The sequence below is a fragment of the Variovorax guangxiensis genome (assembly GCF_003952165.1).
Taxonomy (GTDB): Bacteria; Pseudomonadota; Gammaproteobacteria; order Burkholderiales; family Burkholderiaceae_C; genus Variovorax; species Variovorax guangxiensis.
Window position 1 is genome coordinate 303,451 of sequence record NZ_RXFT01000007.1, and the last position, 26,096, is coordinate 329,546.

24 protein-coding genes are annotated in these 26,096 nt (G+C 69.1%); 17 read left to right on the forward strand and 7 right to left on the reverse strand.

The window, feature by feature from the left end; genetic code table 11:
* Positions 1 to 12: 12 nt before the first annotated feature.
* Positions 13 to 2,892 (reverse strand): valine--tRNA ligase, encoded by a 2,880-nt coding sequence (locus tag EJP67_RS18700; protein WP_126023200.1) that lies wholly within the window; start codon positions 2,890 to 2,892, stop codon positions 13 to 15.
* Positions 2,893 to 2,995: 103 nt separating this feature from the next.
* On the opposite strand from EJP67_RS18700, the gene yaaA reads away from it, so the two are divergent.
* The 11 genes from yaaA (at position 2,996) to EJP67_RS18760 (ending at position 13,038) form a co-directional block, all read left to right on the forward strand.
* Entirely contained in the window at positions 2,996 to 3,781 is a 786-nt protein-coding gene (gene yaaA, locus EJP67_RS18705; protein WP_126023201.1) for a peroxide stress protein YaaA, read from the forward strand.
* Between the two features lie 157 nt (positions 3,782 to 3,938).
* Positions 3,939 to 4,781, forward strand: coding sequence for a 2OG-Fe(II) oxygenase (locus EJP67_RS18715; protein WP_126023202.1), 843 nt, complete (start codon positions 3,939 to 3,941; stop codon positions 4,779 to 4,781).
* A 14-nt stretch (positions 4,782 to 4,795) separates the two neighbouring features.
* Entirely contained in the window at positions 4,796 to 5,698 is a 903-nt protein-coding gene (locus EJP67_RS18720) for an alpha/beta fold hydrolase (protein WP_126023203.1), read from the forward strand.
* The gene (queF, locus tag EJP67_RS18725) at positions 5,695 to 6,579 is read left to right on the forward strand and encodes an NADPH-dependent 7-cyano-7-deazaguanine reductase QueF (RefSeq protein ID WP_126023204.1); all 885 of its coding nucleotides are present in this window, start codon (positions 5,695 to 5,697) and stop codon (positions 6,577 to 6,579) included. The genes EJP67_RS18720 and queF overlap by 4 nt, the downstream gene beginning before the upstream one ends.
* 18 nt (positions 6,580 to 6,597) lie before the next feature.
* The gene (locus tag EJP67_RS18730) at positions 6,598 to 6,888 is read left to right on the forward strand and encodes a hypothetical protein (protein ID WP_126023205.1); all 291 of its coding nucleotides are present in this window, start codon (positions 6,598 to 6,600) and stop codon (positions 6,886 to 6,888) included.
* A gap of 135 nt (positions 6,889 to 7,023) precedes the next feature.
* The gene (locus tag EJP67_RS18735) at positions 7,024 to 7,929 is read left to right on the forward strand and encodes an SDR family NAD(P)-dependent oxidoreductase (protein WP_126023206.1); all 906 of its coding nucleotides are present in this window, start codon (positions 7,024 to 7,026) and stop codon (positions 7,927 to 7,929) included.
* A gap of 80 nt (positions 7,930 to 8,009) precedes the next feature.
* Positions 8,010 to 8,900, forward strand: a complete 891-nt coding sequence (locus tag EJP67_RS18740) for a LysR family transcriptional regulator (RefSeq protein ID WP_126023207.1) — start codon at positions 8,010 to 8,012, stop codon at positions 8,898 to 8,900.
* A gap of 172 nt (positions 8,901 to 9,072) precedes the next feature.
* The gene (locus tag EJP67_RS18745; RefSeq protein ID WP_126023208.1) at positions 9,073 to 9,960 is read left to right on the forward strand and encodes a LysR family transcriptional regulator; all 888 of its coding nucleotides are present in this window, start codon (positions 9,073 to 9,075) and stop codon (positions 9,958 to 9,960) included.
* Positions 9,961 to 10,073: 113 nt separating this feature from the next.
* Positions 10,074 to 11,228: a mandelate racemase/muconate lactonizing enzyme family protein gene (locus tag EJP67_RS18750; protein WP_126023209.1), complete on the forward strand. Its 1,155-nt coding sequence runs from the start codon at positions 10,074 to 10,076 to the stop codon at positions 11,226 to 11,228.
* A gap of 71 nt (positions 11,229 to 11,299) precedes the next feature.
* Positions 11,300 to 12,313: a Bug family tripartite tricarboxylate transporter substrate binding protein gene (locus EJP67_RS18755; RefSeq protein WP_126023210.1), complete on the forward strand. Its 1,014-nt coding sequence runs from the start codon at positions 11,300 to 11,302 to the stop codon at positions 12,311 to 12,313.
* 2 nt (positions 12,314 to 12,315) lie between these two features.
* Complete coding sequence (locus EJP67_RS18760; RefSeq protein WP_126023211.1) at positions 12,316 to 13,038, forward strand: arylmalonate decarboxylase; 723 nt, start codon at positions 12,316 to 12,318, stop codon at positions 13,036 to 13,038.
* Between the two features lie 6 nt (positions 13,039 to 13,044).
* Here the strand turns inward: EJP67_RS18760 and EJP67_RS18765 are convergent, their stop codons facing one another.
* Genes EJP67_RS18765 through EJP67_RS18775 form a run of 3 tightly spaced genes read right to left on the reverse strand, consistent with a single transcriptional unit; the run spans position 13,045 to position 16,379 of the window.
* Positions 13,045 to 14,406, reverse strand: coding sequence for an MmgE/PrpD family protein (locus EJP67_RS18765; protein WP_126023212.1), 1,362 nt, complete (start codon positions 14,404 to 14,406; stop codon positions 13,045 to 13,047).
* Between the two features lie 13 nt (positions 14,407 to 14,419).
* Positions 14,420 to 15,583 (reverse strand): acyl-CoA dehydrogenase family protein, encoded by a 1,164-nt coding sequence (locus EJP67_RS18770; RefSeq protein WP_126023213.1) that lies wholly within the window; start codon positions 15,581 to 15,583, stop codon positions 14,420 to 14,422.
* A 10-nt stretch (positions 15,584 to 15,593) separates the two neighbouring features.
* The gene (locus EJP67_RS18775) at positions 15,594 to 16,379 is read right to left on the reverse strand and encodes a citryl-CoA lyase (protein ID WP_126023214.1); all 786 of its coding nucleotides are present in this window, start codon (positions 16,377 to 16,379) and stop codon (positions 15,594 to 15,596) included.
* 106 nt (positions 16,380 to 16,485) lie between these two features.
* On the opposite strand from EJP67_RS18775, the gene EJP67_RS18780 reads away from it, so the two are divergent.
* The 3 genes from EJP67_RS18780 to EJP67_RS18790 are packed head-to-tail and all read left to right on the forward strand — an operon-like array spanning position 16,486 to position 21,341.
* A complete protein-coding gene (locus EJP67_RS18780) occupies positions 16,486 to 18,807 on the forward strand; it encodes an acyl-CoA dehydrogenase family protein (protein WP_126023215.1) in 2,322 nt (773 codons plus the stop codon).
* A 42-nt stretch (positions 18,808 to 18,849) separates the two neighbouring features.
* Positions 18,850 to 19,836 carry a Bug family tripartite tricarboxylate transporter substrate binding protein gene (locus tag EJP67_RS18785; RefSeq protein ID WP_126023216.1) on the forward strand — a complete coding sequence of 329 codons (987 nt, stop codon included), beginning with the start codon at positions 18,850 to 18,852 and terminating at the stop codon, positions 19,834 to 19,836.
* 2 nt (positions 19,837 to 19,838) lie between these two features.
* On the forward strand, positions 19,839 to 21,341 hold the full coding sequence (locus EJP67_RS18790) for a class I adenylate-forming enzyme family protein (protein WP_126023217.1): 1,503 nt from the start codon (positions 19,839 to 19,841) through the stop codon (positions 21,339 to 21,341).
* Positions 21,342 to 21,346: 5 nt separating this feature from the next.
* On the opposite strand, the gene EJP67_RS18795 is transcribed toward EJP67_RS18790, so the two are convergent.
* Positions 21,347 to 21,763: a nuclear transport factor 2 family protein gene (locus tag EJP67_RS18795; protein ID WP_126023218.1), complete on the reverse strand. Its 417-nt coding sequence runs from the start codon at positions 21,761 to 21,763 to the stop codon at positions 21,347 to 21,349.
* A gap of 191 nt (positions 21,764 to 21,954) precedes the next feature.
* Between EJP67_RS18795 and EJP67_RS18800 the strand changes: the two genes are divergently transcribed.
* Complete coding sequence (locus tag EJP67_RS18800; RefSeq protein WP_126023219.1) at positions 21,955 to 22,134, forward strand: DUF3606 domain-containing protein; 180 nt, start codon at positions 21,955 to 21,957, stop codon at positions 22,132 to 22,134.
* Positions 22,135 to 22,326: 192 nt separating this feature from the next.
* Positions 22,327 to 23,007: a hypothetical protein gene (locus EJP67_RS18805; protein ID WP_126023220.1), complete on the forward strand. Its 681-nt coding sequence runs from the start codon at positions 22,327 to 22,329 to the stop codon at positions 23,005 to 23,007.
* Here the strand turns inward: EJP67_RS18805 and EJP67_RS18810 are convergent.
* Positions 22,950 to 24,188, reverse strand: a complete 1,239-nt coding sequence (locus EJP67_RS18810; RefSeq protein ID WP_126023221.1) for a DNA topoisomerase IB — start codon at positions 24,186 to 24,188, stop codon at positions 22,950 to 22,952. The two genes, EJP67_RS18805 and EJP67_RS18810, sit on opposite strands and share 58 nt — an antisense overlap.
* A 149-nt stretch (positions 24,189 to 24,337) precedes the next feature.
* On the opposite strand from EJP67_RS18810, the gene EJP67_RS18815 reads away from it, so the two are divergent.
* On the forward strand, positions 24,338 to 25,396 hold the full coding sequence (locus EJP67_RS18815; protein WP_126023222.1) for a purine-nucleoside phosphorylase: 1,059 nt from the start codon (positions 24,338 to 24,340) through the stop codon (positions 25,394 to 25,396).
* A gap of 12 nt (positions 25,397 to 25,408) precedes the next feature.
* On the opposite strand, the gene EJP67_RS18820 is transcribed toward EJP67_RS18815, so the two are convergent.
* The gene (locus tag EJP67_RS18820) at positions 25,409 to 26,092 is read right to left on the reverse strand and encodes a TIGR02117 family protein (protein ID WP_126023223.1); all 684 of its coding nucleotides are present in this window, start codon (positions 26,090 to 26,092) and stop codon (positions 25,409 to 25,411) included.
* Positions 26,093 to 26,096 lie beyond the last annotated feature (4 nt).

Here is a 26,096-nt window from a genome sequence, read left to right on the forward strand (position 1 = left end):
ACCCGGAGTCTGTCAGCCGAGGCGTACAAGCTGGTCGCGCAGGCGCTCCAGAGTGGCCGTGAAGTCAGTAAGACGTTTACGTTCCTGCTCGATCACGGCCGGCGGGGCCTTCGCGACGAACGCTTCGTTACCCAATTTCGAGTGCACTTTGGCGATCTCGCCTTCGACGCGCGCCACTTCCTTGCCGATGCGAAGCTTCTCCGCGGCCTTGTCGATTTCCATGTGCAGGCACAGGCGCGCCGCGCCAACCACGGCCACGGGCGCGGCTTCGGCTGCAGCCGACCACGAGGCCTCGTCGTCGAAGACCTTCACTTCCTTGAGCTTGGCGAGCGCCTGCAGCACCGGCGCCGATTCGCGCAGGAAGGCCGCGCCTTCGGCATCGTCGGCCACCGCGTACAGCGGCAGGCGCGTGGCCGGCGACACGTTCATCTCGCCGCGCAGCGTCCGGCACGCATCCACCAGCGCCTTCAGCCGTGCGACGTACGCTTCGGCCGCCTCGTCGATCTTCTCGGGCTGGCTCTTCGGATACGCGGCGATCATGATCGACTCGCCCTCACGTCCTGCAACCTTCGACACCTTCTGCCACAGCTCTTCGGTGATGAACGGAATCACCGGGTGCGCGAGGCGCAGCAGGGTTTCGAGCACGCGGATGAGCGTGCGGCGCGTGGCGCGCTTCTGCGCGTCGTCGCCGGTCTGGATCTGCACCTTGGCGATTTCGAGGTACCAGTCGCAGAACTCGTCCCAGGCGAACTGGTAGATCGCGGTGGCCACGTTGTCGAGGCGGTATTCCTCGAAGCCCTGGGCCACCTCGGCCTCCACGCGCTGCAGCTTCGACACGATCCAGTAGTCGGCGCGGCTGAACTTCAGGTAGCCGTGGGCCTTGCCGCCGACCTGGCACTCTTCCTTGCTGTGCTCCAGCAGGCCGCAGTCCTGGCCCTCGCAGTTCATCAGCACGAAGCGCGTGGCGTTCCACAGCTTGTTGCAGAAGTTGCGATAGCCCTCGCAGCGCTTCGAGTCGAAGTTGATGCTTCGGCCCAGCGAGGCCAGCGAAGCGAAGGTGAAGCGCAGCGCGTCGGCGCCGAAGGCCGGAATGCCGTCCGGAAACTCTTTTTGCGTGTTCTTGCGAACGGCCGGCGCCGTCTCGGGCTTGCGCAGGCCCTGTGTGCGCTTGTCCAGGAGCGCGGGCAGCTCGATGCCGTCGATCAGGTCCACCGGGTCGAGCACGTTGCCTTCCGACTTGCTCATCTTCTTGCCCTGGGCGTCGCGCACCAGGCCGTGGATGTACACGTGCTTGAACGGCACCTTGCCGATGAAGTGCTTGGTCATCATGATCATCCGGGCGACCCAGAAGAAGATGATGTCGTAGCCGGTCACCAGCACGGTGGAGGGCAGGTACAGGTCGAGGTCCTGCGTCTTCCCGGGCCAGCCCAGCGACGAGAAGGGCACCAGCGCCGACGAATACCAGGTGTCGAGCACGTCCTCGTCGCGCGTCAGCGTCTTGCCGGGCGCCTTGGCCTGCGCGGCGGCTTCGTCTTCCGCCACGTACACGTTGCCTTCCTCGTCGTACCAGGCGGGAATCTGGTGGCCCCACCAGAGCTGGCGCGAGATGGTCCAGTCCTGGATGTTCTCCATCCAGTGGTTGTAGGTGTTGACCCAGTTCTCGGGCACGAAGCGCACCTCGCCCGACTTGACCACGTCGATGGCCTTCTGCGCGATCGACTGGCCGTCCGCGCCGGGGCGCGTCATGGCCACGTACCACTGGTCGGTGAGCATCGGCTCGACGATGGCGCCCGAGCGCGCGCAGCGCGGCACCATCAGCTTGTGCTTCTTTACCTCGACCAGCAGGCCCAGCGCGTCGAGGTCGGCCACGATGGCCTTGCGCGCCACGAAGCGGTCGAGGCCGCGGTACTTCTCGGGGGCGTTGTCGTTGATGGTGGCGTCGAGCGTGAGCACGCCGATCATGTCCAGCTTGTGGCGCTGGCCGACGGCGTAGTCGTTGTAGTCGTGCGCGGGCGTGACCTTCACGACGCCGGTGCCGAACTCCTTGTCGACGTAGTCGTCGGCAATGATCGGGATCAGCCTGTCCACCAGCGGCAGCTTCACGCGCTGGCCGATCAGGTGCTTGTAGCGCTCGTCCTCGGGGTGGACCATCACGGCCGTGTCGCCGAGCATGGTTTCGGGCCGGGTGGTCGCCACGGTCAGCGTGCCGCTGCCGTCTTCCAGCGGATAGGCGATGTGCCAGAGCGAGCCGTCTTCCTCTTCGCTCTCGACTTCGAGGTCGCTCACCGAGGTCTTGAGCACCGGGTCCCAGTTGCCCAGGCGCTTGCCGCGGTAGATCAGGCCTTCTTCGTACAGCTTCACGAAGGTGTGGGTCACGACCTTGGAGAGGTCGTCGTCCATGGTGAAGTACTCGCGGCTCCAGTCCACCGTGTCGCCCATGCGGCGCATCTGCTGGGTGATGGTGTTGCCCGACTTCTCCTTCCACTCCCACACGCGCGCCACGAAGTTCTTGCGGCCCAGGTCGTGGCGGCTGACCTTCTGCTCCTGCAGCTGGCGCTCCACCACGATCTGCGTCGCGATGCCGGCGTGGTCGGTGCCGGGCACCCACAGCGTGTTGTCGCCCTTCATGCGGTGATACCGCGCGAGGCTGTCCATGATCGTCTGGTTGAACGCATGGCCCATGTGCAGCGTGCCCGTCACGTTGGGCGGCGGCAGCTGGATCGCGAACGACTCGGCGCCTTCCTTGGGTTGCTGCGTGCCGCGGAAGCCGGCCTTGGCGTAGCCGCGCTTCTCCCATTCGGGGCCCCAGTGCGCCTCGATGGCGGCGGGCTCGAACGATTTGGAAAGGCTGTCCAGACCAGGCTGGGCGGAAGGGGTGGTGGGTTCGCTCATGGGAAATGCAGGAACGGCCCTTCGGGGCCGTCGGGGACACAGGGAGGTAGCCGGCGATTTTACCGGGGCGGCCCCTGTCATGGCCGCCACTGATAATTCCGGCATGCTGTTCCTGCTTTCCCCTGCGAAGTCGCTCGACTACGAAACCCCCGTCCCCTCCGAAATCCCCGCCACCCAGCCCCATTTCGAATCGCCCCGCGGCCCTTCGGTCGAACTCATCAAGCTGCTGCGCGAGAAGTCGCCCCAGCAGATCTCCGAGCTCATGAGCCTGTCGGACAAGCTCTCGGCCCTGAACGTGGCCCGCTACGAGGCCTGGTCCAGCAAGAGCAGCCCGAAGAACGCTCGCCAGGCGGCCTTCGCCTTCGACGGCGACGTCTACGGCGGCCTCGACGCCCGCACCCTCACCAAGGCCCAGCTGGCCTGGGCGCAGGACCACGTCTGCATCCTCAGCGGCCTCTACGGCCTGCTTCGCCCGCTCGACCTGCTGCAGCCCTATCGCCTGGAGATGGGCACCCAGTTGGCCAACCGCCACGGCAAGGATCTCTACGCCTTCTGGGGCTCGCGCATCGCCGAGCACCTGAACCAGCGCCTCGCGGCCGACAGCTCGCCGGTGGTGATCAACGTCGCATCGAACGAGTACTTCAAGTCGGTGGACCGGAAAGTGCTCAAGGCCCGTGTGGTCGAATGCGTGTTCGAGGAGTGGAAGGGCGACCGCTACAAGATCGTGAGCTTCTTCGCCAAGCGCGCCCGCGGCCTGATGGCGCGCTGGGCCGCGCAGCACAAGGCCTCCACGCCCAAGGCACTGGAAAAGTTCGACCTCGAGGGTTATGGTTTCGACGCCGATGTGTCCAAACCAGACAGATTGGTGTTCAGGAGAAGGTTGGACTGACCCCCAGTCTTCGCGCACTTCGTGTCGCTGCGCCAACCCCCTTGCAGGGGGCAACACCGGCGGCCCGGCAAAGCCGGTTCCGCGGTGTTCCTGGCATTGGGGGCGTGGCGGTTTTTTCATGTGTTGCGGGGGTGCCGCAACGTGCAGGAGTATTGAGATGTCCCAAGCGATCAGTCCGGAACTGCGCGAGTGGCTGGTAGCCCAGCTCGCAGCCGGGCATTCGGTGCCGGCGCTGCGCGCTTCCATGCGCGCGGCCGGCTGGCACGACGCCGCCGCCGACGTGGCGCTGGCCCAGCTCGAAGCCGGCTTCCCGAACGTGGAAGTCGCGCTGCCCTCCGTGCAGGCGAAGATGCCCGGGCCCGACCTCGACGGCGCGCCGCTGTACCTCGATGCGGGCGATCGCCGCGTGCAGGTGCTGCAGACCATGCGGCACCCGCGCGTGGTGGTCTTCGGCAACCTGCTGTCGGCGGAGGAGTGCGAAGGGCTGATCGCCGCCGCGCGCGTGCGGCTTGCGCGCTCGCTCACGGTCGAGACGCGTACCGGCGGCGAGGTGCTCAACGTCGACCGCACCAGCGACGGCATGTTCTTCGAGCGCGGCGAGAACGAGATCGTCGCCCGCGTCGAACAGCGCATCGCAGCGCTGCTGCGCTGGCCGCTCGAATTCGGCGAGGGTCTGCAGATACTGCGCTACGCACCCGGCGCGCAGTACCGTCCGCACTACGACTACTTCGACCCCAACGAGCCCGGCACGCCCACCATCCTCAAGCGCGGCGGCCAGCGCGTCGCCACGCTGGTGATGTACCTGCAGGAGCCCGAGGGCGGTGGCGCCACCACCTTCCCCGACGTGGGCCTCGAAGTGGCCCCGGCGCGCGGCTGCGGCGTGTTCTTCAGCTACGACCGGCCCGACCCCGTCACCCGCACCCTGCACGGCGGCGCGCCGGTGCTGGCGGGAGAGAAGTGGGTCGCCACCAAGTGGCTTCGCGAGCGCGAGTTCAAGTAGCAGGCAGCTCCCGGATGAAAGTCACCGCCAACGGGCTGCAGATCGAAGTCGACGACACCGGGGGCGAGGGCCGCCCCGTCATCCTGCTCATCATGGGCCTGGGCATGCAGCTCGTCGCGTGGCCGACGGCCTTCGTGCAGCAACTGGTGGACGCGGGCTTTCGCGTGGTGCGCCACGACAACCGCGACATCGGCCTGAGCCAGGGCTTCGACCACGCGGGCGTGGGCAACATCGTGTGGGAGACCATCCGCCACCGCCTCGGCCTGAAGGTGCGCTCGGCCTACACGCTGCAGGACATGGCCCTCGATTCGCTCGGCGTGCTCGACGAGCTGGGCATCGAAAGGGCCCACATCGTCGGCGCCTCCATGGGCGGCATGATCGCCCAGCGCATCGCGGCCTCCGCGCCGCAGCGCACCGCCAGCCTCGTGAGCATCATGAGCTCCAGCGGCGCGCGCGGCCTGCCCGGACCGCGCCGCGAGGTCGCGGCCATGCTCATGCGCCGGCCGATGGGCCGCGACGAAGCCGCGCTGGTCGCGCACAGCATCCGGCTGCTGCGGCTCATCCAGAGCCCGGCCTATCCGCAGACCGACGAAGAGCTCTCCGAGCGGCTTGTCTTCAGCATGCGCCGCTCCTATCACCCGGCCGGCCTGATGCGGCAGATGCTCGCCATCGGCGCCGACGACGAGCGCCCCGCGCTGCTGCCGCGCATCCAGTCGCCCACGCTGGTGCTGCACGGCGAGGCCGACGCGCTCGTGCCCATCGCCTGCGGCGAAGACACGGCCCGGCGCATCCCGGGCTCGAAGTTCGTGTCCGTTCCCGGCATGGGCCACGACCTGCCGCCCGAGGTGTGCGACATCGTCGCCCGCCACATCGCACCGTTCGCGCACGCGGCGGATGCCGCCACGAGATCCTCATGAGCCACGACCCGAACTCCACGAACCCCACGAATCCCAACACGCCCGAGCAGTCCCAGCTGGGCCGCGCGTCCGCCTACGCCGACCACTACGACCCGACGCTGCTCTTTCCCATCGCGCGCGCCACGCAGCGCGAGGCCATGGGCATCAAGGCCGGTGCGCTGCCCTTCTTCGGCGCCGACCTCTGGAGCGCTTTCGAAGTGAGCTGGCTCAACCTGCGCGGCAAGCCGCAGCTGGCCATCGCGCACTTCACCATTCCCTGCGAGACGCCCAACATCATCGAGAGCAAGAGCTTCAAGCTCTACCTCAACAGCTTCAACAACAGCCAGTTCGCGAGCGTCGACGCGGTGCGCGAGCGCCTGCGCGCCGACCTGTCGGAGGCGGCATGGCGCGGCAGCGACCAGCAGGCCACCATCGGCGTGACGCTGCTCGCACCCGACATGTTCGACCGCGAGCCGGTGCACGAGCTCGACGGGCTCGACCTCGACCGCCTCGACATCGAGTGCAGCCACTACCAGCCCACGCCCGAGCTGCTGAGCAGCGACGCCACGCAGGCGCCCGTCAACGAAACGCTCACCAGCCGGCTGCTCAAGAGCAACTGCCTCGTCACCGGCCAGCCCGACTGGGGCAGCGTGCAGATCCGCTACAGCGGCCCGCCCATCGACCAGGCCGGCCTGCTCGCGTACATCGTCAGTTTCCGCAACCACAACGAGTTCCACGAACCCTGCGCCGAGCGCATGTTCACGGACATCTGGACCCGCTGCAAGCCGAACAAGCTCGCGGTGTACGCGCGCTACACGCGGCGAGGCGGGCTGGACATCAACCCGTTCCGCACGAGCTGGCCGCAGGCGCTGCCGGCGAACATCCGGACGGCGCGGCAGTAGGCCGGGGAGCTGCCCGCGATGTTGTTTTCCGGACAGGAGATCGTGAAGGAGGGCATCTTTCTCTATGACGGAGAGATTGAGTGCGATATCCGGATCGTCCGTTCGCCTGTTCGCTTCGGAACGGGAGACCATGAAGACGAACCCCATGTCAGAGACGACGTCGAGCAGGTCGTTTTCTATGTGCTGTACGGGTCGACGACCGAACGCGGAGTGTTCCGCTCAGGCAGTGGTGCTTATGAGTCTCTGCACGAGGCCATGACGCAGCTTGCGGCGGCGGCCATCGGGCCAACCCTGCGTTGGGCGACATAGTCCACCGGACGATCTCCCGCACGGGTTCCCGAAGCCCCTCTTCGGAAACCCGAAACCCGCTCCAACCCGCCCTGTGGCATTCTGGATTTCGCCCGCGACCCCGCGGGCGAACGAACATCCGAAGCAGAGGCAAGCATGGTTGAAGGAAAAGTGGTCGTCGTCACCGGCGCGGGCGGCGGCATCGGGCGCGACATCGCGCTGGCGATGGCGGCGCATGGTGCGAAGGTGGTGGTCAACGACATCGGCGCGGCGCTTGATGGCGCCGGGGGCAGCGCCGGCCCCGCGCAGCAGGTGGTCGACGAGATCCGCGCGGGCGGCGGGCAGGCCGTGCCCAGCACCGACAGCGTAGCCGACGCCGCGAGCGCGGCGCGCATCGTCGAATGTGCAGTCGAGAGCTTCGGGCGCATCGACGCCGTGGTGAACAACGCGGGCATCCTGCGCGACCGCTTCTTCCACAAGATGTCGGTCGACGAATGGGATTCGGTGCTCAAGGTGCACCTGTACGGCGCGTACTTCACGAGCCGCGCGGCCGCCACGCACTTCAAGGAGCAGGAGTCGGGCGCGCTGGTGCACATGACTTCCACCTCGGGTCTCATCGGCAACTTCGGCCAGGCCAACTACGCGGCGGCCAAGCTCGGCATCGTGGCGCTGTCGAAGTCGATCGCGCTGGACATGCAGAAATTCAACGTGCGCTCCAACTGCATCGCGCCCTTCGCCTGGAGCCGCATGATCGGCGCGATTCCCACCGACACCGACGAGCAGCGCGCCCGCGTCGACAAGATCAAGCAGATGACGCCCGCCAAGGTCGCGCCGCTGGCCGTCTACCTTGCGAGCGATGCCGCGGCTGCGGTCAACGGCCAGATCTTCTCGGTGCGCAACAACGAGATTTCGCTCATCAGCCAGCCGCGCCCGGTGCGCTCCATCCACCGCTCCGAGGGCTGGACGCCGCAGAGCATCGCCGAGCACGCCATGCCCGCGATGCGCGCCAGCTTCTTCGATCTCGACCGCTCGGCGGACGTGTTCAGCTGGGACCCGGTCTGAGGACAAACCCGCACAGGGCGGCGAGCGGCCTCATTCGCCGGACAATGCGCGTTTCGCCTTCTCCTTGATACCGGCGCCCGGTGAACCTGCACTTCGACCTGTTCGACCTGAAACTGTTCGTCTACGTGGCGGACGCGCACAGCCTCACGCGCGGCGCGGAGAAGGCCTGCATCTCGCTGGCCGCCGCCTCCACGCGCATCAAGCAGATGGAAGAGGCCGTGGGCGGCAAGCTGTTGCACCGCAGCGCGCAGGGCGTGAGCCTCACGGCGGCGGGGCAGGCCGTGCTCTATCACGCCAAGCGCGTGATGCAGCAGATGGAGCACCTGCGCTGCGACATGCAGGACTTCGGCAAGGGCATCAAGGGCCACGTGCGGGTGTTCGCCAACACCACCTCCATCACCGAATACCTGCCGCAGAAGCTGGCGGGCTTCCTCACGCAGCATCCGGCCGTGCAGGTGGACCTGCGCGAATACCTCAGCGAGGAGATCGTGCGCGCGGTGGCTGACGGCGAGGCCGACATCGGCATCCTCGCGGGCGACGTGCACACGGGCGACTTCGATGCGCAGCCCTTCGGCAGCAACCAGCTCGTGCTGGTGGTGCCCACCACGCACCGCCTCTCAGGCGTGCCTTCGGTGGCCTTTGCCGACACGCTCGACGAGCAGCACGTGGGCCTGCACCACGGCAGCGCTATCCACCGCTTCCTGCAGCGCCGTGCCGAGCTCGCAGGGCGCGGCTTCAACCCGCGCATCCAGGTCAGCAGCTTCGAGGCCATCTGCCTGATGATCGAGGCGGGTGTTGGCGTCGGCGTGCTGCCGGCGTCGTCGGCGCAGCGGCTTTCGATGGCGATGCGCATCTCGACCGTGGCGCTCAGCGACGCCTGGGCCGAGCGCGAGCTGAAGCTGATCGCGCGCAGCCGCGAGCAGCTGCCGGCCTCCGCGCGCGAGCTCTTCGACCACCTCGTTGCGTCATGACGCTCACCCCCAGGCTTCGCGCACTTCGTGTCGCTTCGCCAACCCCCTTGCAGGGGGCAACACCTGCGGCCCGGCAAAGCCGGTTCCGCGGTGTTCCTGACCTCGGCCGTGGCGAGCGAGCGCATCGTGGGCGATACATCGGCTCCTCGAAAAACCTGAACGACGGGGGCGCATGTCGGCCGACCTGAAGTCGCTGCGCCTGTTCGTCGCCGTTGCTGACCACGGCAGCATCAGCGAAGGCGCCAAGCGCTGCCACATCGCGCTGGCGGCGGCCAGCAAGCGCATCTCCGACCTCGAGGCCCGCGCGCGGCTGCCGCTGCTGGTGCGCCATGCGCGCGGCGTCACGCTCACCTCGGCGGGCCACGGGCTGCTGCTGCATGCGCGCGCCGTGCTCTCGGCCATGGACCGGCTGGGCGCCGAGCTCGACGACTTCCAGAACGGCGTGGCCGGCGTGGTCAGCATCACGGCCAATGCGTCGACCATCGCGCAGTTCCTGCCGGCGCAGATCGGCTCCTTCCTGCGGCTGCACCCGGTGCTGAAGATCGACCTGCAGGAGCGGGCCAGCACCGAGGTGGTGAAGGCGGTGCAGGCGGGCCTCGCCGACATCGGCGTGATCGAGGGCAACACGCCCGCCGAGGGCCTCGAATGCCTGCCCTACCGCACCGACGAGCTGGCCGTGGTGGTGGCGCGCGACCATCCGCTCGCGCGGCGCAGGCGCATCGGCGTCGACGAGGTGCTGAGCCACGACCACATCGTGGTGCGCGAAGGCACGGCGCTGCACCGGGTGCTGCTGTCGGCGGCGCTGGAGGCCGGCGTGCCGCTGAAGGTGCGCATGCAGGTGGGCAGCTTCGACATGGTCTGCCGCATGGTGGAGCAGGGCGCGGGCATCGGCGTGCTGCCCTATGCGGCCATCCTGCCGCAGCTGCAGATACTGAAGCTGCGCTGCCTGAAGCTCGACGCGCCCTGGGCCAACAGGCGCCACCTGCTGTGCGTGCGCAGGCAGCAGGAGCTGACGGTGGCCGCGCGCTCGGTGCTGGAGCATCTCGGCCTGCCCGACTGAGGCACCGCATCCGTCGAGGCTTCGCGCCGCGCGAAGCCTCGCTCCCGCCAAAAACGAATTGTTCTCCGGCGGCGCGCGCGCAAAGATGCGCGCTCCAACAAAGGAGACAAGACTTGAAGATCGTTCGCGTCAGCGCCACGCCGCTGAACATTCCCGTCACCATCGACGTGGTCGGCATGAACAAGCAGACCTCGCTGTCGCTGTGCCTCACCGAGATCGAGACCGACACGGGCCTCGTCGGCCACGGCATGACGGCCATCACCGAGGAAGAAATCATCGCCGCCGCCGTGCGCGAGGTGGCGGGCCCCGCGCTGATCGGCGAAGACCCGATGGCCACCGAGCGCCTGTGGGAGAAGCTCTACTGGCTGCTCTCGCCGCGCGGCCAGACCGGCTACGCCAGCCACACCATCGCCGCGCTCGACATCGCGCTGTGGGACATCAAGGCGCGCGCGCTCGGCCAGCCGCTGTGGCGCCTGCTGGGCGGCGCACGCGCGAAGGTGCCGGTGTACGCCACATTCGGCTTCGGCTTCTTCGAGCGCGACCAGCTCGCCGCCGCCGCGAAGCTGTGGGTGTCGCAGGGCTTCCAGCGGCTGAAGATGACCGTGGGCAACCACGCGCTCGCGCGCCGCGACGAGCCGCGCCCGCTCGACGAAGTCATCGCGGAAGACGTGCGCCGCGTCGCCGCCGTGCGCGAGGCCGTGGGCCCCGACGTCAAGCTCTACGTCGACGCCAACTGCGGCCTCGACCTGTTCCACGCCACCGAACTGGCGCACCGTATCGAGCCCTACGGCATCAGCTTCTTCGAGGAGCCGCTCACGCAGAACGACGTGCGCCAGATGGCCCAGCTGCGCGCGCGCACCCGCATCCCGCTGGCGTGCGGCCAGAACGAGGGCCTGGCCTTCCGCTTCCGCGACCTGCTGGTGAACCAGGCGGCCGACGTGCTGCAGCCCAACGTGACCATCTCGGGCGGCTACTCGCAGGTGCTGAAGATCGCGGGCATGGCGCAGGCCTTCAACGTGCCCATCGACAACGGCGGCGCCTGGCCCTTCCACAACATGCACCTGCACGCGGGCGTGTCGAACGGCGGCCTCGTCGAGTACCACTACGTGGCGGTGCAGATGCTCAAGCAGATCTTCGATGGCCTGCCCGTGCCCGACCAGGGCTGGCTCACACTGCCCGAGACGCCGGGCCTGGGCTTCGCGCCCAATGCCGAGCGCGTGCGCGAACTGGCGAAGCTGCCGACCTCGCACGGCAAGGGCAAGGCCTGAGCCACACTTTCTTCCCAAACGACCGGGCCGCGACAGACGGCCGGCGTCCGACCAAAGACAACGGAGACATGATGAAAGCCAGACAAGCGATTCGACCACCCGCGCGCCGCCATGCATTGCGCGCGATGGCCGCCCTCGGACTCATCGGTGCCCTCGTGGCGCCCGCCGCCTGGGCCCAGGCCCAGAAGTACCCCGACAAGCCCATCCGCCTCATCGTCGGCTATTCGGCCGGCGGTGGCGTCGACGCGGTGGCGCGCCTGCTCGGCACGCGGCTGTCGAACGTGCTGGGCCAGCAGGTGCTGGTGGAGAACCGCACCGGCGCCACCGGCCTCATCGCCGCCGACTTCGTCGCCAAGGCGCCGCCCGACGGCTACACGCTGATGATGGGCGACAGCGCCTTGCTCGCCGCCAAGCTGCTGCAGCCGAAGATCGCGCTGGACCCGCTCACCAGCTTCAAGCCGGTGGCCGGGGCCTTCATTTCGCCGCTGATGATCGTGGCCGGCAACGACTTTCCCGCGAAGACGCCGGCCGAGCTGGTGAAGGAGCTCAAGGCCAACGCCTCGCGCTACTCGTACGCCACCTCGGGCGTGGGCACGGTGCAGCACCTGGGCTTCGAGATGCTCAAGCAGGCCACCGGCAGCCCCGTGGTGCACGTGCCGTACCGCGGCGCCGCGCAGATCGTGCCCGACGTGATCGGTGGCCAGATTCCGATCGGCGTGGTGAGTGCCACCGCCGGCATGGCGCAGGCCAAGGCGGGCAAGCTGCGCGCGCTGGCGATGATGAACACCGCAAAGCTCGAGGGCGCCGAGAGCGTGCCGCCGCTGGCCGATGCCCTGCCGGGCTTCGACGTGGCGCCGCGCATCTTCGTGCTGGCGCCGGCCGGTACGCCCAACGACATCGTCGACAAGCTCTCGGCCGCGGTGAAGTCGGTGCTCGACACGCCCGAGGCCGGCGCCGCGGCCGCCGCGCAGGGCACGCTGCGCGCGTACGCCACGCCGGCCCAGCTCGGCAAGGACATGGCGGCGGAGACCTCGCGGTGGAAGAAGATCATCGCGGACCAGCACATCGTGGCCGAGGGGAACTGAGCATGGCGCAGCCTCATCTGGGCCTGATCGTGCCGCCGGCGGCAGGCGCCGTGCCGGTGGACGGGCCGCTGCTTTACGGCGAGCGCATCCGCTTCAGCGCGCGCGGGCTGGGCCTGGGAGAAATCTCCACGCGCGGCTATCTGGACGTCATCGACTCCGTGGTCGCGAAGGCCGTTGCGCTCAAGGAAGAGGGCGTTTCCGCGATCTCGCTCATGGGCACTTCGCTGAGCTTCTTCCGCGGCGCGGCCTTCAACCGCCAGCTCGAGATCGAGATGGCGCGCGCCACCGGCCTGCCCTGCACGACCATGAGCAATGCCATCGTCAACGGGCTGCGCCACCTGAAGGTGCGGCGCGTCGCGGTGGCCACGGCCTACATCGACGAGGTCAACGCCCAGCTGCGCGGCTATCTGCAGCAAAGCGACTTCGAGCCGCTGGCGCTCGAGGGCCTTTCCATCTCCGACGTGCAGGCCGTGGGCAAGGTGCCCACCAGGGCGCTGGTGGACCTGTGCGTGAAGGTGTTCGAGGCGCAGCCGGGCGCCGACGGCATCCTGATCTCCTGCGGCGGGCTGGTCACGCTCGACGCGGTGCGCGAGGTGGAGGAGCTCCTTCAGGTGCCCGTGGTGTCCAGCTCGCCCGCCGGCTTCTGGGACCTGGCGCGCACCGCGGGGCTCGATGCGCGCTCGCCGGGCTGCGGCCGGCTCTTCGCCTGGACTGCACCGGCCTGAAGGCCTTCAGGCCAGCCAGCGCCCCACGCGCGGCGTGTCGGCCAGCTGCCAGACGCGCTGGCACAGCGCCCTGGCTTCCTCGGCCGTGGCGCCTTCGCCGTAGTGCGCGAGGCGCTGCATCTTGTCCTCGATCTCGGCGCGGCTCAGGCTGTTGCCGGGGTCGCCCTTGGGCTCGTCGACGCGGCCCTGCAGCGTGCGTCCGTCGGCGGTCTGCACGCTGACCTTGCCGATCCAGCGTGCGGGGTAGGCGGTGTCCACCTCCTCGTCGAGCTGCATCGTCACCTTCTCGCGGAAGGCCGAGACCTCGGGCGCGAGGAAGTCGCGGTCGAACTCGCCCAGGCCCGCGCGGCCGTGCACCGCGATCAGGCCCAGCACCGTGCCCATCGAGAACTTGCCCTGGTGCACCGTGGCGGGCACGTCCACGCGGCCCAGCACGTCGATGGCGCCCTGGTGCACGTGCGTGGTCACGCCCGACACGTCGGCGGGTTTCAGCTTGTTCTGTGTCATCACCTGCAGCAGCGCGTCGGCGGCGGGGTGCGTGTGGCGGCAGGAGGCGTGGTACTTGAAGGAGGTCTCGGCCAGCGTCCAGCGCGTGCCCAGGCCGTCGGTGAGCCTCGCCGGGTCGGCGTCGCTGGACATGCCCACGCCCAGCCCCTGCGCGCCTTCGAGGATCTTCGCGGCGCCGGTGAAACCGTCCTGCGCGAGGTAGGCCGACATCAGGCCGCTGGCCGCTGCGTGCGCGCAATGCAGCTGCTTCGAGTCAGCCGCGTCGCGCAAAAATTCCCACACACCGGCCGACTGAGTGCCGGCCGAGCCGAAGGCGTGCAGCATCTGCTGCGGCGTGAGCTCCAGCAGCCGGCCCACGGCTGCTGCGGCCGCGAGCGTGCCCGCCGTCGCGGTCGTGTGGAAGGTCTTGTAGTGCGAGCGGCCGAGGAATTCGCCGACCCGGATTCCGACTTCATAGCCCGCGACCACCGCCGTGAGCAGCTGCGCGCCGCTCGCGCCGATGCTCTGCGCCACCGCCAGTGCAGGCGCGATGACGACTGCGGCCGGGTGGAAGACGGAGCCGTTGTGCACGTCGTCCTGCTCCACGAAGTGCGAAGCCGCCGCGTTGACCAGCGCCGCGAATACCGGCGAGGTCGTGCGCCGCGAGGTCAGCAGCTCGCTGGGCCCGTCGGCGGGGCCCATCATCTGCGCGAAGCGCTCGATGCTGCGCACCGGCCGTGCGGTGCGCGCGGCGAGCACGGAGCCCAGCCAGTCGAGCATCAGGTCCTCGGTGCGGCGCAGCACGGGGGCGGGGATGGCGTTGAACTTCAGTTCGGCCGCGAAGGTGGCGAGCACCTTGCTCGGATGATCGACTGGATTCATGCGATGCGCTCCTTCAGAACGAACGTGGGAGGCCAAGCATGTGTTCGGCCACGTAGCTCAGGATCAGGTTGGTGGAGATCGGCGCCACCTGGTACAGCCGCGTCTCCCTGAACTTGCGCTCGATGTCGTATTCGCAGGCGAAGCCGAAGCCGCCATGGAACTGCAGGCATGCGTTGGCGGCCTCCCAGCTCGCCTTGGCCGCGAGGTACTTCGCCATGTTGGCCTGCGCGCCGCAGGGCTGGTGTGCGTCGAAGAGGCGGCAGGCTTCGTAGCGCATGAGGTTCGCGGCCTCCACCTCGATGAACGACTCGGCGATGGGGAACTGCACGCCCTGGTTCTGCCCGATCGGCCGGCCGAACACCACGCGCTCCTTCGTGTACTTCGTGACCCGGTCGATGAACCAGTAGCCGTCGCCGATGCACTCGGCCGCGATCAGCGTGCGCTCTGCGTTCAGCCCGTCGAGGATGTACTTGAAGCCCTGGCCTTCCTCGCCGATCAGGTTCTCGGCCGGGATCTCCAGGTTCTCGAAGAACAGCTCGTTGGTCTCGTGATTGACCATGTTCAGGATGGGCCGCACCTCCAGCCCCTTGCCGATGGCCTCGCGCAGGTCGACGATGAAGATCGACATGCCTTCCGACTTCTTCTTCACATCCGCCAGCGGCGTGGTGCGCGCCAGCAGGATCATCAGGTCGGAGTGCTGGATGCGGGAGATCCATACCTTCTGCCCGTTGACGACGTAGCGGTCGCCCTTCTTCACGGCGGTGGTCTTGATCTTCGTCGTGTCGGTGCCGGTGGTGGGCTCGGTCACGCCCATGGACTGCAGGCGCAGTTCGCCGTTGGCGATCTTCGGCAGGTAGGCGCGCTTCTGCGCCTCGCTGCCGTGGCGAAGCAGCGTGCCCATGTTGTACATCTGGCCATGGCAGGCGCCGGAGTTACCGCCGCAGCGGTTGATTTCTTCCATGATCACCGAGGCCTCGGTCAGGCCCAGGCCCGAGCCGCCGTACTCCTGCGGAATCAGCGCGGCCATCCAGCCGGCCTTGGTGAGCGCGTCGACGAAGTCGGCGGGGTAGCCGCGCTCCTCGTCGACCTTGCGGAAGTAGGCGTCGGGAAACTGCGCGCACAGGTCGCGCACCGCATCGCGGATGTCGGGAAAGTTCTTGTCGTTGGCGTTGTTCATCGATTTCTGCTCAATCCTGGCGGGGGCCGCCCGCTTCTTTTTCGACGCGCTGCCAGATCTCGATGGCCATCGGGTCGTCGATCTCCTCCAGGATGTGGCCCACGAGGCCGATAGCGCGCGCCATCACGCCGAACCCGCGGATGATCTTCCAGGGAAAGCCGAACTCGGCCGCGATGGCACCGATGGCGCCCGTCGCGTTGATCGGAAGCGACTTGCCCGAGACGCGCTCGGCTTCCTCCTGCACGGCCTGCATCAGCGCGACGTAGTGCGTGGAAAGCCCGTTCTCCGCCGCGATCTGGAAGAGCCGGGGCGTGCGTGGGTCGATGGGCTTGTGCAGCGGGTGGCCCAGCCCCGGCACGATCAGCTTGCGCGCGCGGTGGTCGGCCACGATGTCCCTGGCCATGTCGGCCAGCGGACGGGTCGGTTTCTCGCCGAAGGGAATGGCCTCGTAGAGCATCCTGGCGGCGCCCTCGGTGCTGCCGACGAACACCGTGCCCAGCCCGCACAGGCCGGCCGCCACGGCCGCCTGCAGCGCCTCGGGCGCGCCTGCGTAGGTGAGGCGCGCGGCCAGCGCGCTGGGCGTGACGCCGTGCTCCACCAGCGTGACGACGATGGCGTTGAAGGTCACCGACTCCTGCGGCGTGGGAATGCGCCCGGTCAATTCGAGGAAGGCCATGTCGCCCAGGTTGAGGTGGCCGAGGATCTCCGAGGGCAGGTCGCGCCCGCGCACGGTGATCCTGTCGGGTGTGCTGTGGCCCAGTTCCGTGTGCAGGGATTTCTTGATCTTGGTGGTCATGGAGCGAATCTAGCCCGCGTACGCGCGAGGTGGCTCTCTGATTGCGAAACCCTCCCTTCGGCAAATGCAAATGCCGCCTGGCGAAGTCTTGGGGCACGCTGCGGCGATGGACCTTGAATCACTTTCGGCGGTGCGCCAATCGGCGCTCGACTACTTCAACCGCAGCCGCGCCCTCCAGCGGCGGCGCGGGCGCATCGAGCACCCGGACGGCGACGAGGCCGAGGGCTGGCAGGACGTTGCCGCGCTCGGCTGGCCCGGCATGCTGGCGCCCGAATCGGCCGGGGGCCTCGCGCTGGGGCTCGACGGCGCGGCCGAGATTTTCCGCGCGGCGGGCGAGCATGCCGCGCCCGAGCCATTGCTGGCCGTGGCCGGCCTCGGCGCGCTGTTGCTGGCCCGGCTGGGCACGCCTGCCGCGGATGCGCTGCTCGCCGAGCTGGTCGCGGGCCGCAGCCTGCCCGCGCTGGCCTGGCAGGAGAGCGCGGGCGACCTCAGCGCCGTGCCGCTGGCCTGCGGCTGCGAGTCCCGACCCGGGGGCGGCGTGCTGCTGCAGGGCGAGAAGCTCATGGTGCTGCCCGGCGCGGCCGCCAGCGGCTGGCTGGTGTCGGCGCGCGGCGACGACGACGCCGTGCTGCTGTGGGTGCCGCGCGGAACCGCCGGCGTCAGCGAAACACCCGTGCCGCTGATCGACGGCAGCCAGGCCTCGAACCTGCGCTTCGAGCAGGTCGCGCTGCCGGCCGGTGCGGTGCTGGCCGAGGGGCCGGCCGCGCAGGAGGCGCTGCGCCATGCGCTTGCGGCGGGCCAGATATTGCAGTCGGCCGAGCTGCTGGGCGCGGGGCAGGCCATGCTCGCGCAGACCCTGGCCTACCTGCGCGCGCGCTCGCAGTTCGGCAAGCCCATCGGCAGCTTCCAGGCGCTGCAGCATCGCTGCGTCGACATGTTCATCCACCTCGAAGTGGCGAAGGCCACACTGGACGAGGTGCTCGGGCTGGCCGCGCAGGGCCTGCCGGCGCAGCGGCTCGAGGCCGAGGCCAGCCGTGCCAACGCGCGCTGCACCGCTGCCGCGCTGCAGGCTTCGCGCGCGTCGGTGCAGCTGCATGGCGCCATCGGCTACACGCAGGAGTGCGACCTGAGCCTGTTCTACAAGCGCGTGCTGTGCCTCTCGGCATGGCTGGGCAACGCGAGCGCGCATCAGCGCAGGCATGCCGTGCTGTCGGGCGATGCAGAGGTCGCGCCGGGCGTGGCCGAGTGGAGCGGCGAGTTCCCGCGCACCGCCGACTGGTCTTCGATGCCCGAGGCCGACTTCCGCCGCATGGTGCGCGCCTTCCTGCAGCAGCGCTATCCGCAGCAACTGCGCTACCTCTCGCACCGCGCACGCTGGAGCGAGATGCGCGAGTGGTATCTCACGCTCTCGGCCCAGGGATGGATCGCGCCCGCATGGCCTCGGTCGCACGGCGGCATGGGCCTGCCTGCGGACAAGCTCATCGCGTGGATCGAGGAGCTGGAGCAGTACGGCGTGGCGCGCGCGCCCGACCAGGGCATCGTGATGATCGGGCCGCTCCTGATCCAGCACGGCACGCCCGAGCAGCAGCAGCGCTTCCTGCCGCGCATCCTCAGCGGCGAGCATGTGTGGTGCCAGGGCTATTCGGAGCCCAACGCCGGCTCCGACCTCGCGGGCCTGCGCACCGAGGCGATGCCGGCGCGCGACGCGCAGGGCGAGCATTTCGTGGTCAACGGCCAGAAGATCTGGACCACGCTCGCGCAGGACGCCAACCACATCTTCATGCTGGTGCGCACCGACAAGGACGCGCGCAAGCAGGAGGGCATCAGCTTCCTGCTGTGCGACCTGCGCACGCCGGGCATCACCATCCGTCCGATCCACACGCTGGCGGGCGAGCCGGAATTCTGCGAGGTGTTCTTCGACAACGTGCGCGTGCCGGCCGAGAACCTCGTGGGCAAGCTGCACGGCGGCTGGACGATCGCGAAGGCGCTGCTGGGTTTCGAGCGCATCTTCCTCGGCAGCCCCAAGCAGTCGCAGTACGCGCTGGGGCAGCTTGCGCGGCTGGCGCAGGCGCGGCGGCTCTTTGCCGACCCGGTGTTCGCACAGCGCTTCGCGGCGCTGCGGCTCGACGTGCTCGATTTGTCGGCCGCCTACACCGGCTTCGCGAACATCGTGCGCGCGGGCAGGCCGCTGCCGGCTTCGGTGTCGCTGCTGAAGATCTGGGCGAGCGAGACCTACCACCGCATCGGCGCGCTGCTGGTCGAGGCGGGCGAGGAGCAGGGGGCCGTGGCCGGCGACCAGGTGCTCGACGGCCAGACCTTCAACGTGCTCTCGCCGCTCATCGGCTCCACCGCCGCAATGATCTACGGCGGCACCAACGAGATACAGCGCAACATCCTCGCGCGGCAGGTGCTGGACCTGCCCGCCTGAGCGACGCGGCGCTGAAGAAATACACAAAAGGAGACAACGCTCATGACTTCCATCGACCTCTCGCGCCGCCACATCGTGTCAGCGCTGGCGGGCAGCGCGGCGCTGGCCGCACTGCCTTCGCGCGTGTTCGCGCAGCAGCCATTGCCATCGCTCGTCAAGCTGGTGGTCGGCTATTCGGCCGGCGGCCCGGTGGACGGCGCGGCGCGCCTGCTGGCGCCCGCGCTGAGCCAGGAACTGGGCACGCAGGTGATCGTGGACAACCGCCCCGGCGCCAGCGGCTCGCTGGGCGGCGACGCGGTCGCCAAGGCCGCGCCCGATGGCGCCACGCTCTTCTTCGGCGCGAGTCCGACAATCACCATCAACCCCAACGTGCAGCGCCACATGGCCTTCGACCCGATGAAGGACCTCGCGCCCATCGCACCGCTGGTGGACTACACCAACGTGCTGGTCATCAACAACGATGTGCCGGTGCGCAGCGTGGCCGAGCTGCTGGCCTATGCGAAGGCGCGGCCGGGCAAGGTGTTCTACGGTTCGGCCGGCGTGGGCGCCTCCAATCACCTGAGCGGCGCGCTGCTGGAGAAGATGGCCGGCGTGCAGCTCACGCACGTGCCCTACAAGGGCAGCGCACCGGCACTCGCCGATGTGATGGCAGGCACCGTGACCATGATGTTCGACATCATCGCGACCTCCAAGCCCTTCATCCAGTCGGGCAAGGTGCGCGCGCTGGCCGTCACCTCGCGCCAGCGCAACCGCATGCTGCCGGATGTGCCGACGATGGTCGAGTCGGGCGTGGCCGGCTACGACGTGGGCGGCTGGTTCGGCCTGTACGGGCCGGCGCGCATGGAGCCGGCGCTGGTCGCGCGCATGAACGCCGCCGCGCGCAGGATGCTCGCGCGCGAGGACATCGCGAACCGTCTGCGCGAGCAGGGCTACGACGTCTGGTCGGGCGCGCCCGAGGTGCTGGCGGCCAAGGGCAAGGCCGACCGGCAGCTGTGGGCGACGGCGTCCAAGGGCATCGAGGCCGAGTGAGCATGCAGAGAATCCACCATCTGCTCGAAGAGCGCGCGGCGCGCACGCCCGAGGCGGTGTTTCTCCATGAGCCCGGCGGTACGACGACCTATGCGCAGCTGCAGTCCATGGCCGACGCCGCCACGCAGGACCTGCTGGACGCCGGCGTGCGGCCGACCGACCGCGTGCTGCTGGTGGCGGAGAACTGCGCCGCGCACATCGCGCTCATCATGGCCTGCAGCCGCGTGGGCGCGTGGTCGTGCGGCGTGAACGCGCGCATGTCGCCGGGCGAGATCGCGGCCATCGCCGAGCGTGCCGACGCGCGCCTGTGCTGCTACACGACCCTCGCATCCGAAGCCGCCGCAAGGCACGCGCACGGCGCCGGTGCGAAGCAGACTTCGCTGGAGGGCGTGATGCGCTCGGCCACCCGCGAAGACGCGCGCACCGAACCCGACCCGGCGCTGGCCGACACGGCCGCCATCATCTTCACCTCCGGCACCTCGGGCACGCCCAAGGGCGTGATGGTGTCGCACCGCGGCCTGCTGCACTTCGGGCGCGTGTCGGCGCGGATTCGCGCGCTCGACGGGCGCGACCGCGTCTACGCCTTCCTGCCGATGACGCACATCTTCGGCATCGGCACGGTGCTGATGGCCGCGCTCACCGCAGGCGCGGCGCTGGTGCTGCGCGGCAGCTTCTCGCCGGCCGACGTGCTGCAGGCGCTGGCGCACGAGCAGGTGTCGAACCTGCTCGGCCCGCCGACGATGTATGCGCGGCTGCTCGCGCACATCGAGGCCGAGCATGCGGTTCCGCGCTTTCCGCACCTGCGCTATGTCTACACAGGCTCGGCGCCGCTCGATCCTGCGCTCAAGCAGCGCGTGGAGCGGCTCTTCGGGCAACCGCTGCACTACGGCTACGGGCTGTCGGAGTACGCGGGCTCGGTGTTTCTCACGCGCACCGAGGCTCCGCGCAGCGATACCTCCGCCGGGCATGCGGTGGAAGGCGGCGAGGCGCGCATCGTCGGCCCCGAAGGCAACGACGTGGCCCAGGGCGACACCGGCGAGATCTGGCTGCGCGGCCCGGGCCTGATGCTCGGCTACTTCCGCGACGCGGCCGCCACCGCGCAGGTGATGCGCCCCGGCGGCTGGTACGCCACGGGCGATCTGGGGCGCTTCGGCGAGGACGGCGCCCTCTTCGTGGTCGGGCGGCTGAAGGAAATGATCATCCGCTCTGGCTTCAACGTGTACCCGGCGGAGATCGAGGCGGTCATCGGCCGCTTCGAGGGTGTGCACCTGTGCGCGGTGATCGGCGTGCCCGAGGCCGACGGCAACGAGCAGGTGGTCGCCTTCATCGAGCCGAAGCCGGGCGCGACGCTCGACGAGGCGGCGCTGCGCGCTCACCTGGCCCAAAACCTCTCGCCCTACAAGCGCCCCGCGCGCATCGAGCTGATCGACGCGATGCCGACCACGGCCAACGGCAAGCTGCTCAAGCGAGAGCTGCGGGCGCGCTGCGTGCCGGCCGCCGGCTGACCCGCTCAGCCGAAGATCGCCGCGTGCCCCTTGCGCGTGTCCATGTACTCGCGCATGCGGGCGATGCGGCCTTCGCGCAGCTCGAAGACGAAGCAGTAGTCGTTGTCGTAGGGCTTGCCGCCGGCCAGCGTGGCCTGCATGCGCTCCTCGAGGATCACGGTGTCGCCATCGCACCAGAGGTGCGAGAAGCTCACGGCCACGTCGGCGACGAAGAGCCTCGGAAAGTCCTCGGCCAGGAAGCGCGCGATGGCGGCGGGTCCGATCATGTGGTCGGGCACGCCGAGCGCCACCGCGGTCGCGTTGCCCCGGGGCGCGAGCCATTCGGCGTCTTCGGTGAAGACGGCCTCGATGCGCTGCCGGTCGCGGCTCGCGAAGGCTTTCCATGCGTCGGCGACAGCTTGCTTGTTCTGTTCGGGTGTCATTTCGTGCGCAGCGGCAGTTGGTGTGGCCCGAAGCTAAGGGCAGGCACGGGCGGCGGCGCGCCGCTTCCGGACATCTCCAACCGGGCCGCCTCGGATTTTTCCTGCAAGCGGGTGCGCCGCCGTCCGCCAGAAGGAGCCGCGCGGGCGTCTCAAGGTGAAGCCTTCTGCAAAGCAAACACAGGAAACACACCATGGCCGATGACCTGACCAAGCGCGGACCGCAGGATGCCGCCCGCATCAACGTGAACGAGGCGCACGAGGTGCGCTACTGGACCCAGACGCTGGGCGTGACCGAGGCACAGCTGCGCTCGGCCATCGCGGCGGCGGGCGTCGAGGTGAAGGACGTGCGCGCCTACCTCGGCAAGCCCTGAGCCCGAGCCCTGAACTCCGCGAAAAGGCGCGGCTGCAGCCAATGGCCGCCCCGCTGAGGGGCGCAATCACGGTAGGCACCCTCCTACACCTGTGGGCGGGCGTGTACTTCATACTTGTTACCAGATCGTTTCTGGAGGCAAGCTGCTCTTGATCCTGCCGATGTTGAACCCGAATCCCGTGGCCGCCGCGCGATGAAATCCTCACCAAGTGCGCGCAGCTGGATTGCCGCCGGCGTGCGCCACGAACTTCTCACCCGCGCACTGCCAGCCCTGCGGCACGACATGGCAGCCCCGGTCTCGGTGATCCGCATGGCGCTGCTGATGCTCAAGCGGCAGATCGGCGCCCCCACCGTCGATGCCGCGGCCTGCGAGGAGCGGGTGGGGCTGATCGACAACCAGGTCTCCGAACTGGTGGAGGCGATCCGCTCGCTGCGCGACTGGGAGCTGGCCACCGTCGACGACGGCATCACCCGCAGCGCGCTGGTGTCCCAGTGCGTGACGCTGATGCGCTCGGCCTTCGACCTGCACGGCGTGGCGCTCGAAACCGACGAGTCGCTGACCCCTTCGGACGACGAGCACCGCTGGCCCGCCGCGGCGGCCCTGCGCTACCTGTTCCTTGGCGCGATGGGCTACCTGCATGACGGCGCGGACGAGGCGGGCACCATCCGCATCGAGGCCGATGGCGCCAATGCGCTGCGGCTCACGGCGCTGCCGCGCGAGCCGGGTGCCACCGAGGCCGTGCTCGACGCGCACCGCGCGCCGCGCGCGCTGGCCATCGACGCCGTGGCGCTGCAGAACCTCGCAGAAGACCTGGGCTACGCGGTGGCGCTCGATGCCGCCAGCGTGCGCCTGGTGCTCGCCACGCGGACCTGAGTTTTCCCGCTCTTTCTTCCGGCGGCTGCGGCGGTGCGCCGTTGCTCGCGCCGGTGCGCCTTCAGGAACGACAGCAGCCGGCGCTCCGCCGCGTAGAGCCCGCGCGAGGGCCTCGCCTTGTTGCTGCCGCCGATCTTCTCGAACAGCGCGGCGGTGGCCTCGTCGCCGTCCGACAGGGCACTGCCCAGGGCCAGCACCGCCGGGTGCACGTAGGCCTTCTTGCACACGGCGGGCGTGTTGCCCAGCTGCTTGGCCACGGCGCCCAGGATGTCCCTGGCGCTGTAGCGGCTGCCGTCGGCGGCGGTACGGCCGGGCTCGCAGGCCAGTCGGGTGAGTTCCAGTGCCTGCACCGTGCCGTGCCAGGTGCGGAAGTCCTTCGCGGTGAAGCGCTCGCCGCCGGCGGCCTCGGCCAGGTAGTCGTTCACGTCGGTGGAGGAGACGCCGCGCAGTTCTCCTTCTTCGCCGTTGCCTTCGTCGCCGGCGTCGACGTACTGGAAGAGCGCCTGCCCAGGCAGTTGCTGGCATTGCCGCACCACCTTCGCCACGCGCGGATCGTCCAGCTGGGCCTCATGCATCACGCCGCTCTTGCCGCGAAAGCGCAGCCTGAGAGCCTGCCCCTTCACCGCCGCGTGCCGGGTGCGCAGCGTGGTGAGTCCGAAGGAGCCGTTGCTGCTCGCGTATTCCTCGTTGCCCACGCGCAGCAGCGTGGTGTCGAGCAGGCGCACCAGCGCCGCGAGCACCTGCGCGCGGCCGGGCGCCTTGCGGCCCGGGGGCAGCCGCAGGTCGCGCGCCACGCGGGCGCGGATGCCCGGCAGCGCGAGCGCGAAGGCTTCGAGCCGTTCGAACTTGGTCTCGTCCTGCATCGAACGCCAGTCGGCGTGGTAGCGGTACTGTTTGCGTCCCCGCGCGTCGATGCCGGTGGCCTGCAGGTGGCCGTTGGGCAGGGGGCAGATCCACACCTGGGTGTAGGCCGGCGGAATGGCCAGCATCCGGATGCGCGAGAGTTCGTCCGTATCGCGCACCCACCTGCCGCGGGCGTCGCGGTAGCGGAAGCGGTCGCCGTGCTTCAGGCGGCGGATGCCGGGCATGTCGGGGTTCACGTAGACCAGGCCGTTGGCGATGGGCGTCGGCTTCGACGCAGGCTTGGGATTCGATGGCGAAGAAGAGGATGAGGCCGGCATGGGGCTTGCGTGGTGGCGGTACACCGAGCTTTTGCCAGCACCGACAATCGCCGGGTGTAGGACGCCGCAGGCGCCGGCGGTGCGCCGGGCGCTTGCGGCTCCAGTCCTTCCGTCTTGTCCGCAGTTTTCCTCTCTCACCGGGGTTCAGAATGAGTTCGTCCAAGTCTTCTCTTTTCGCCGCCCGCTGGCTGGCCGTGCCCGCCGCGGCGCTGCTCTTCACGGCCTGTGCTTCCACGCCCAGCACTTCCACCACGACCGCCGCGGCGCAGGCTCCGGCCGCGCCAGTGAAGGTCAAGGTCTTCGTCGCCGCCATGTTCGAGATCGGCAAGAACACCGGCGACCGCGCCGGCGAGTTCCAGCACTGGTACGAGCGCTACTGGAAGGACGCCAAACCCATCGCCGTGCCCGGCGCGCTGCAGCCCGTGTACTGCAACGCCGATGGCGTGTGCGGCTCGGTGCTGGGCATGGGCAAGGTGAATTCGTCTTCGTCGATGCAGGCCATCCTGCTGAACCCGCAGTTCGACTTCTCGCAGAGCTACTACGTCATCTCCGGCGTGGCCGGCACGCCGCCCTCGCGCGGCACCATCGGCGAGGTGAGCTGGGCCACCTGGCTGGTCGACTACGACCTCGGCCACCGCTGGGCACCCGAGGAGAACAAGCCCGGCGAGCCCACCTTCATGCCGCGCAAGGGCTATGAGGAATACCGCCGCTTCAGGCTCAACCCCGACCTCGTGGGCTGGGCCATGAAGCTCTCGGCCGACACGCCCCTGAAGGACTCCGAATCGGCCCGCAAGTACCGCCTGCGCTACCCCGACGCGGCCGCGCGCCGCGCCCCCTTCGTCGGCACCGGCACCCACATGACCGGCGACACCTTCTTCCACGGCCCCGGCATGTCGAAGCAGGCGCAATACATCGCCAAGCTCTACGGCGCCGACGACTACGTCATCACCGAGATGGAAGCCGCAGCCATCACCCTCGTCATCAAGCGCACCCACGGCACCGACCGCGTGATGAGCCTGCGCGGCGCCGTCAACTTCGACCAGGGCAACCCCAAGGAAACCACGCTGCAGCACCTGGACCCGGCACCGGGCGAGACGGCAGGCGGCTTCGCCGAGACGGTGGAGAACATCGAGCTGGTGGGCAGCCGCGTGGTCGACCACATCGTCGCGAACTGGCCGAAGTGGTCGGGCGGGGTGCCCAAGCCCTGAGCGTGAATCTGTTCAGGGTCCTGCAGGCCGCATGTGCCACGTCACCGTGAAGTCGAACGGCGTCCAGCGGCTCACGGTGACGCCTGAGCCTCGCAGGCCGCGGCCGGTCCAGGTGTTGCAGGTCTCGAAGAGGTTGTAGCCGCCTTCGGCCTCGTAGAAGGCGTCCTGGTTGTCGTAGTGGGCACCTGCGATGGGCGTGGCCTTGCCCGACGGCAAGGCGGCGCGCACGTAGGCGGCGAGCTGCGCGTACTGGGCCTGCGTGAGCGGCAGCGCGAAGGCGCCTTGCCCGAGCTGGCTGCGCCGCAGGTAGCTCACATGAAGCAGTGCGCGGTTGCCGCCGGCCAGGGCGCCGAGCGCGCGCGATGCGGTCAGGTCGGCCCAGGTGGGCGTGTTCAGGTAGAACTCGCGGTCGCCCCAGCCGATGGCGATGAACTCCGCGTCGGGCGGTGGCGCCTTGAAGTCCGAAAGCGGAAACAGCTGGGGCCAGTCGATGGTGGCGGAACGCACAGGAAACACGAAGTCGGTATGCACGCCGTTGCTCAGCACCCAGGCCTGCACTTCGGCCCTGGCGCTCTCCGGCGGACCGGGGTTGGCGGGCCAGAACACCAGCGCGCAGGCCGTCGCCACGTACAGGCCCACCAGCGCAATGAAGCCCAGCAGCGTGAAGGCGATGCGGCGCAGCCAGCGTCGGACCATCGCG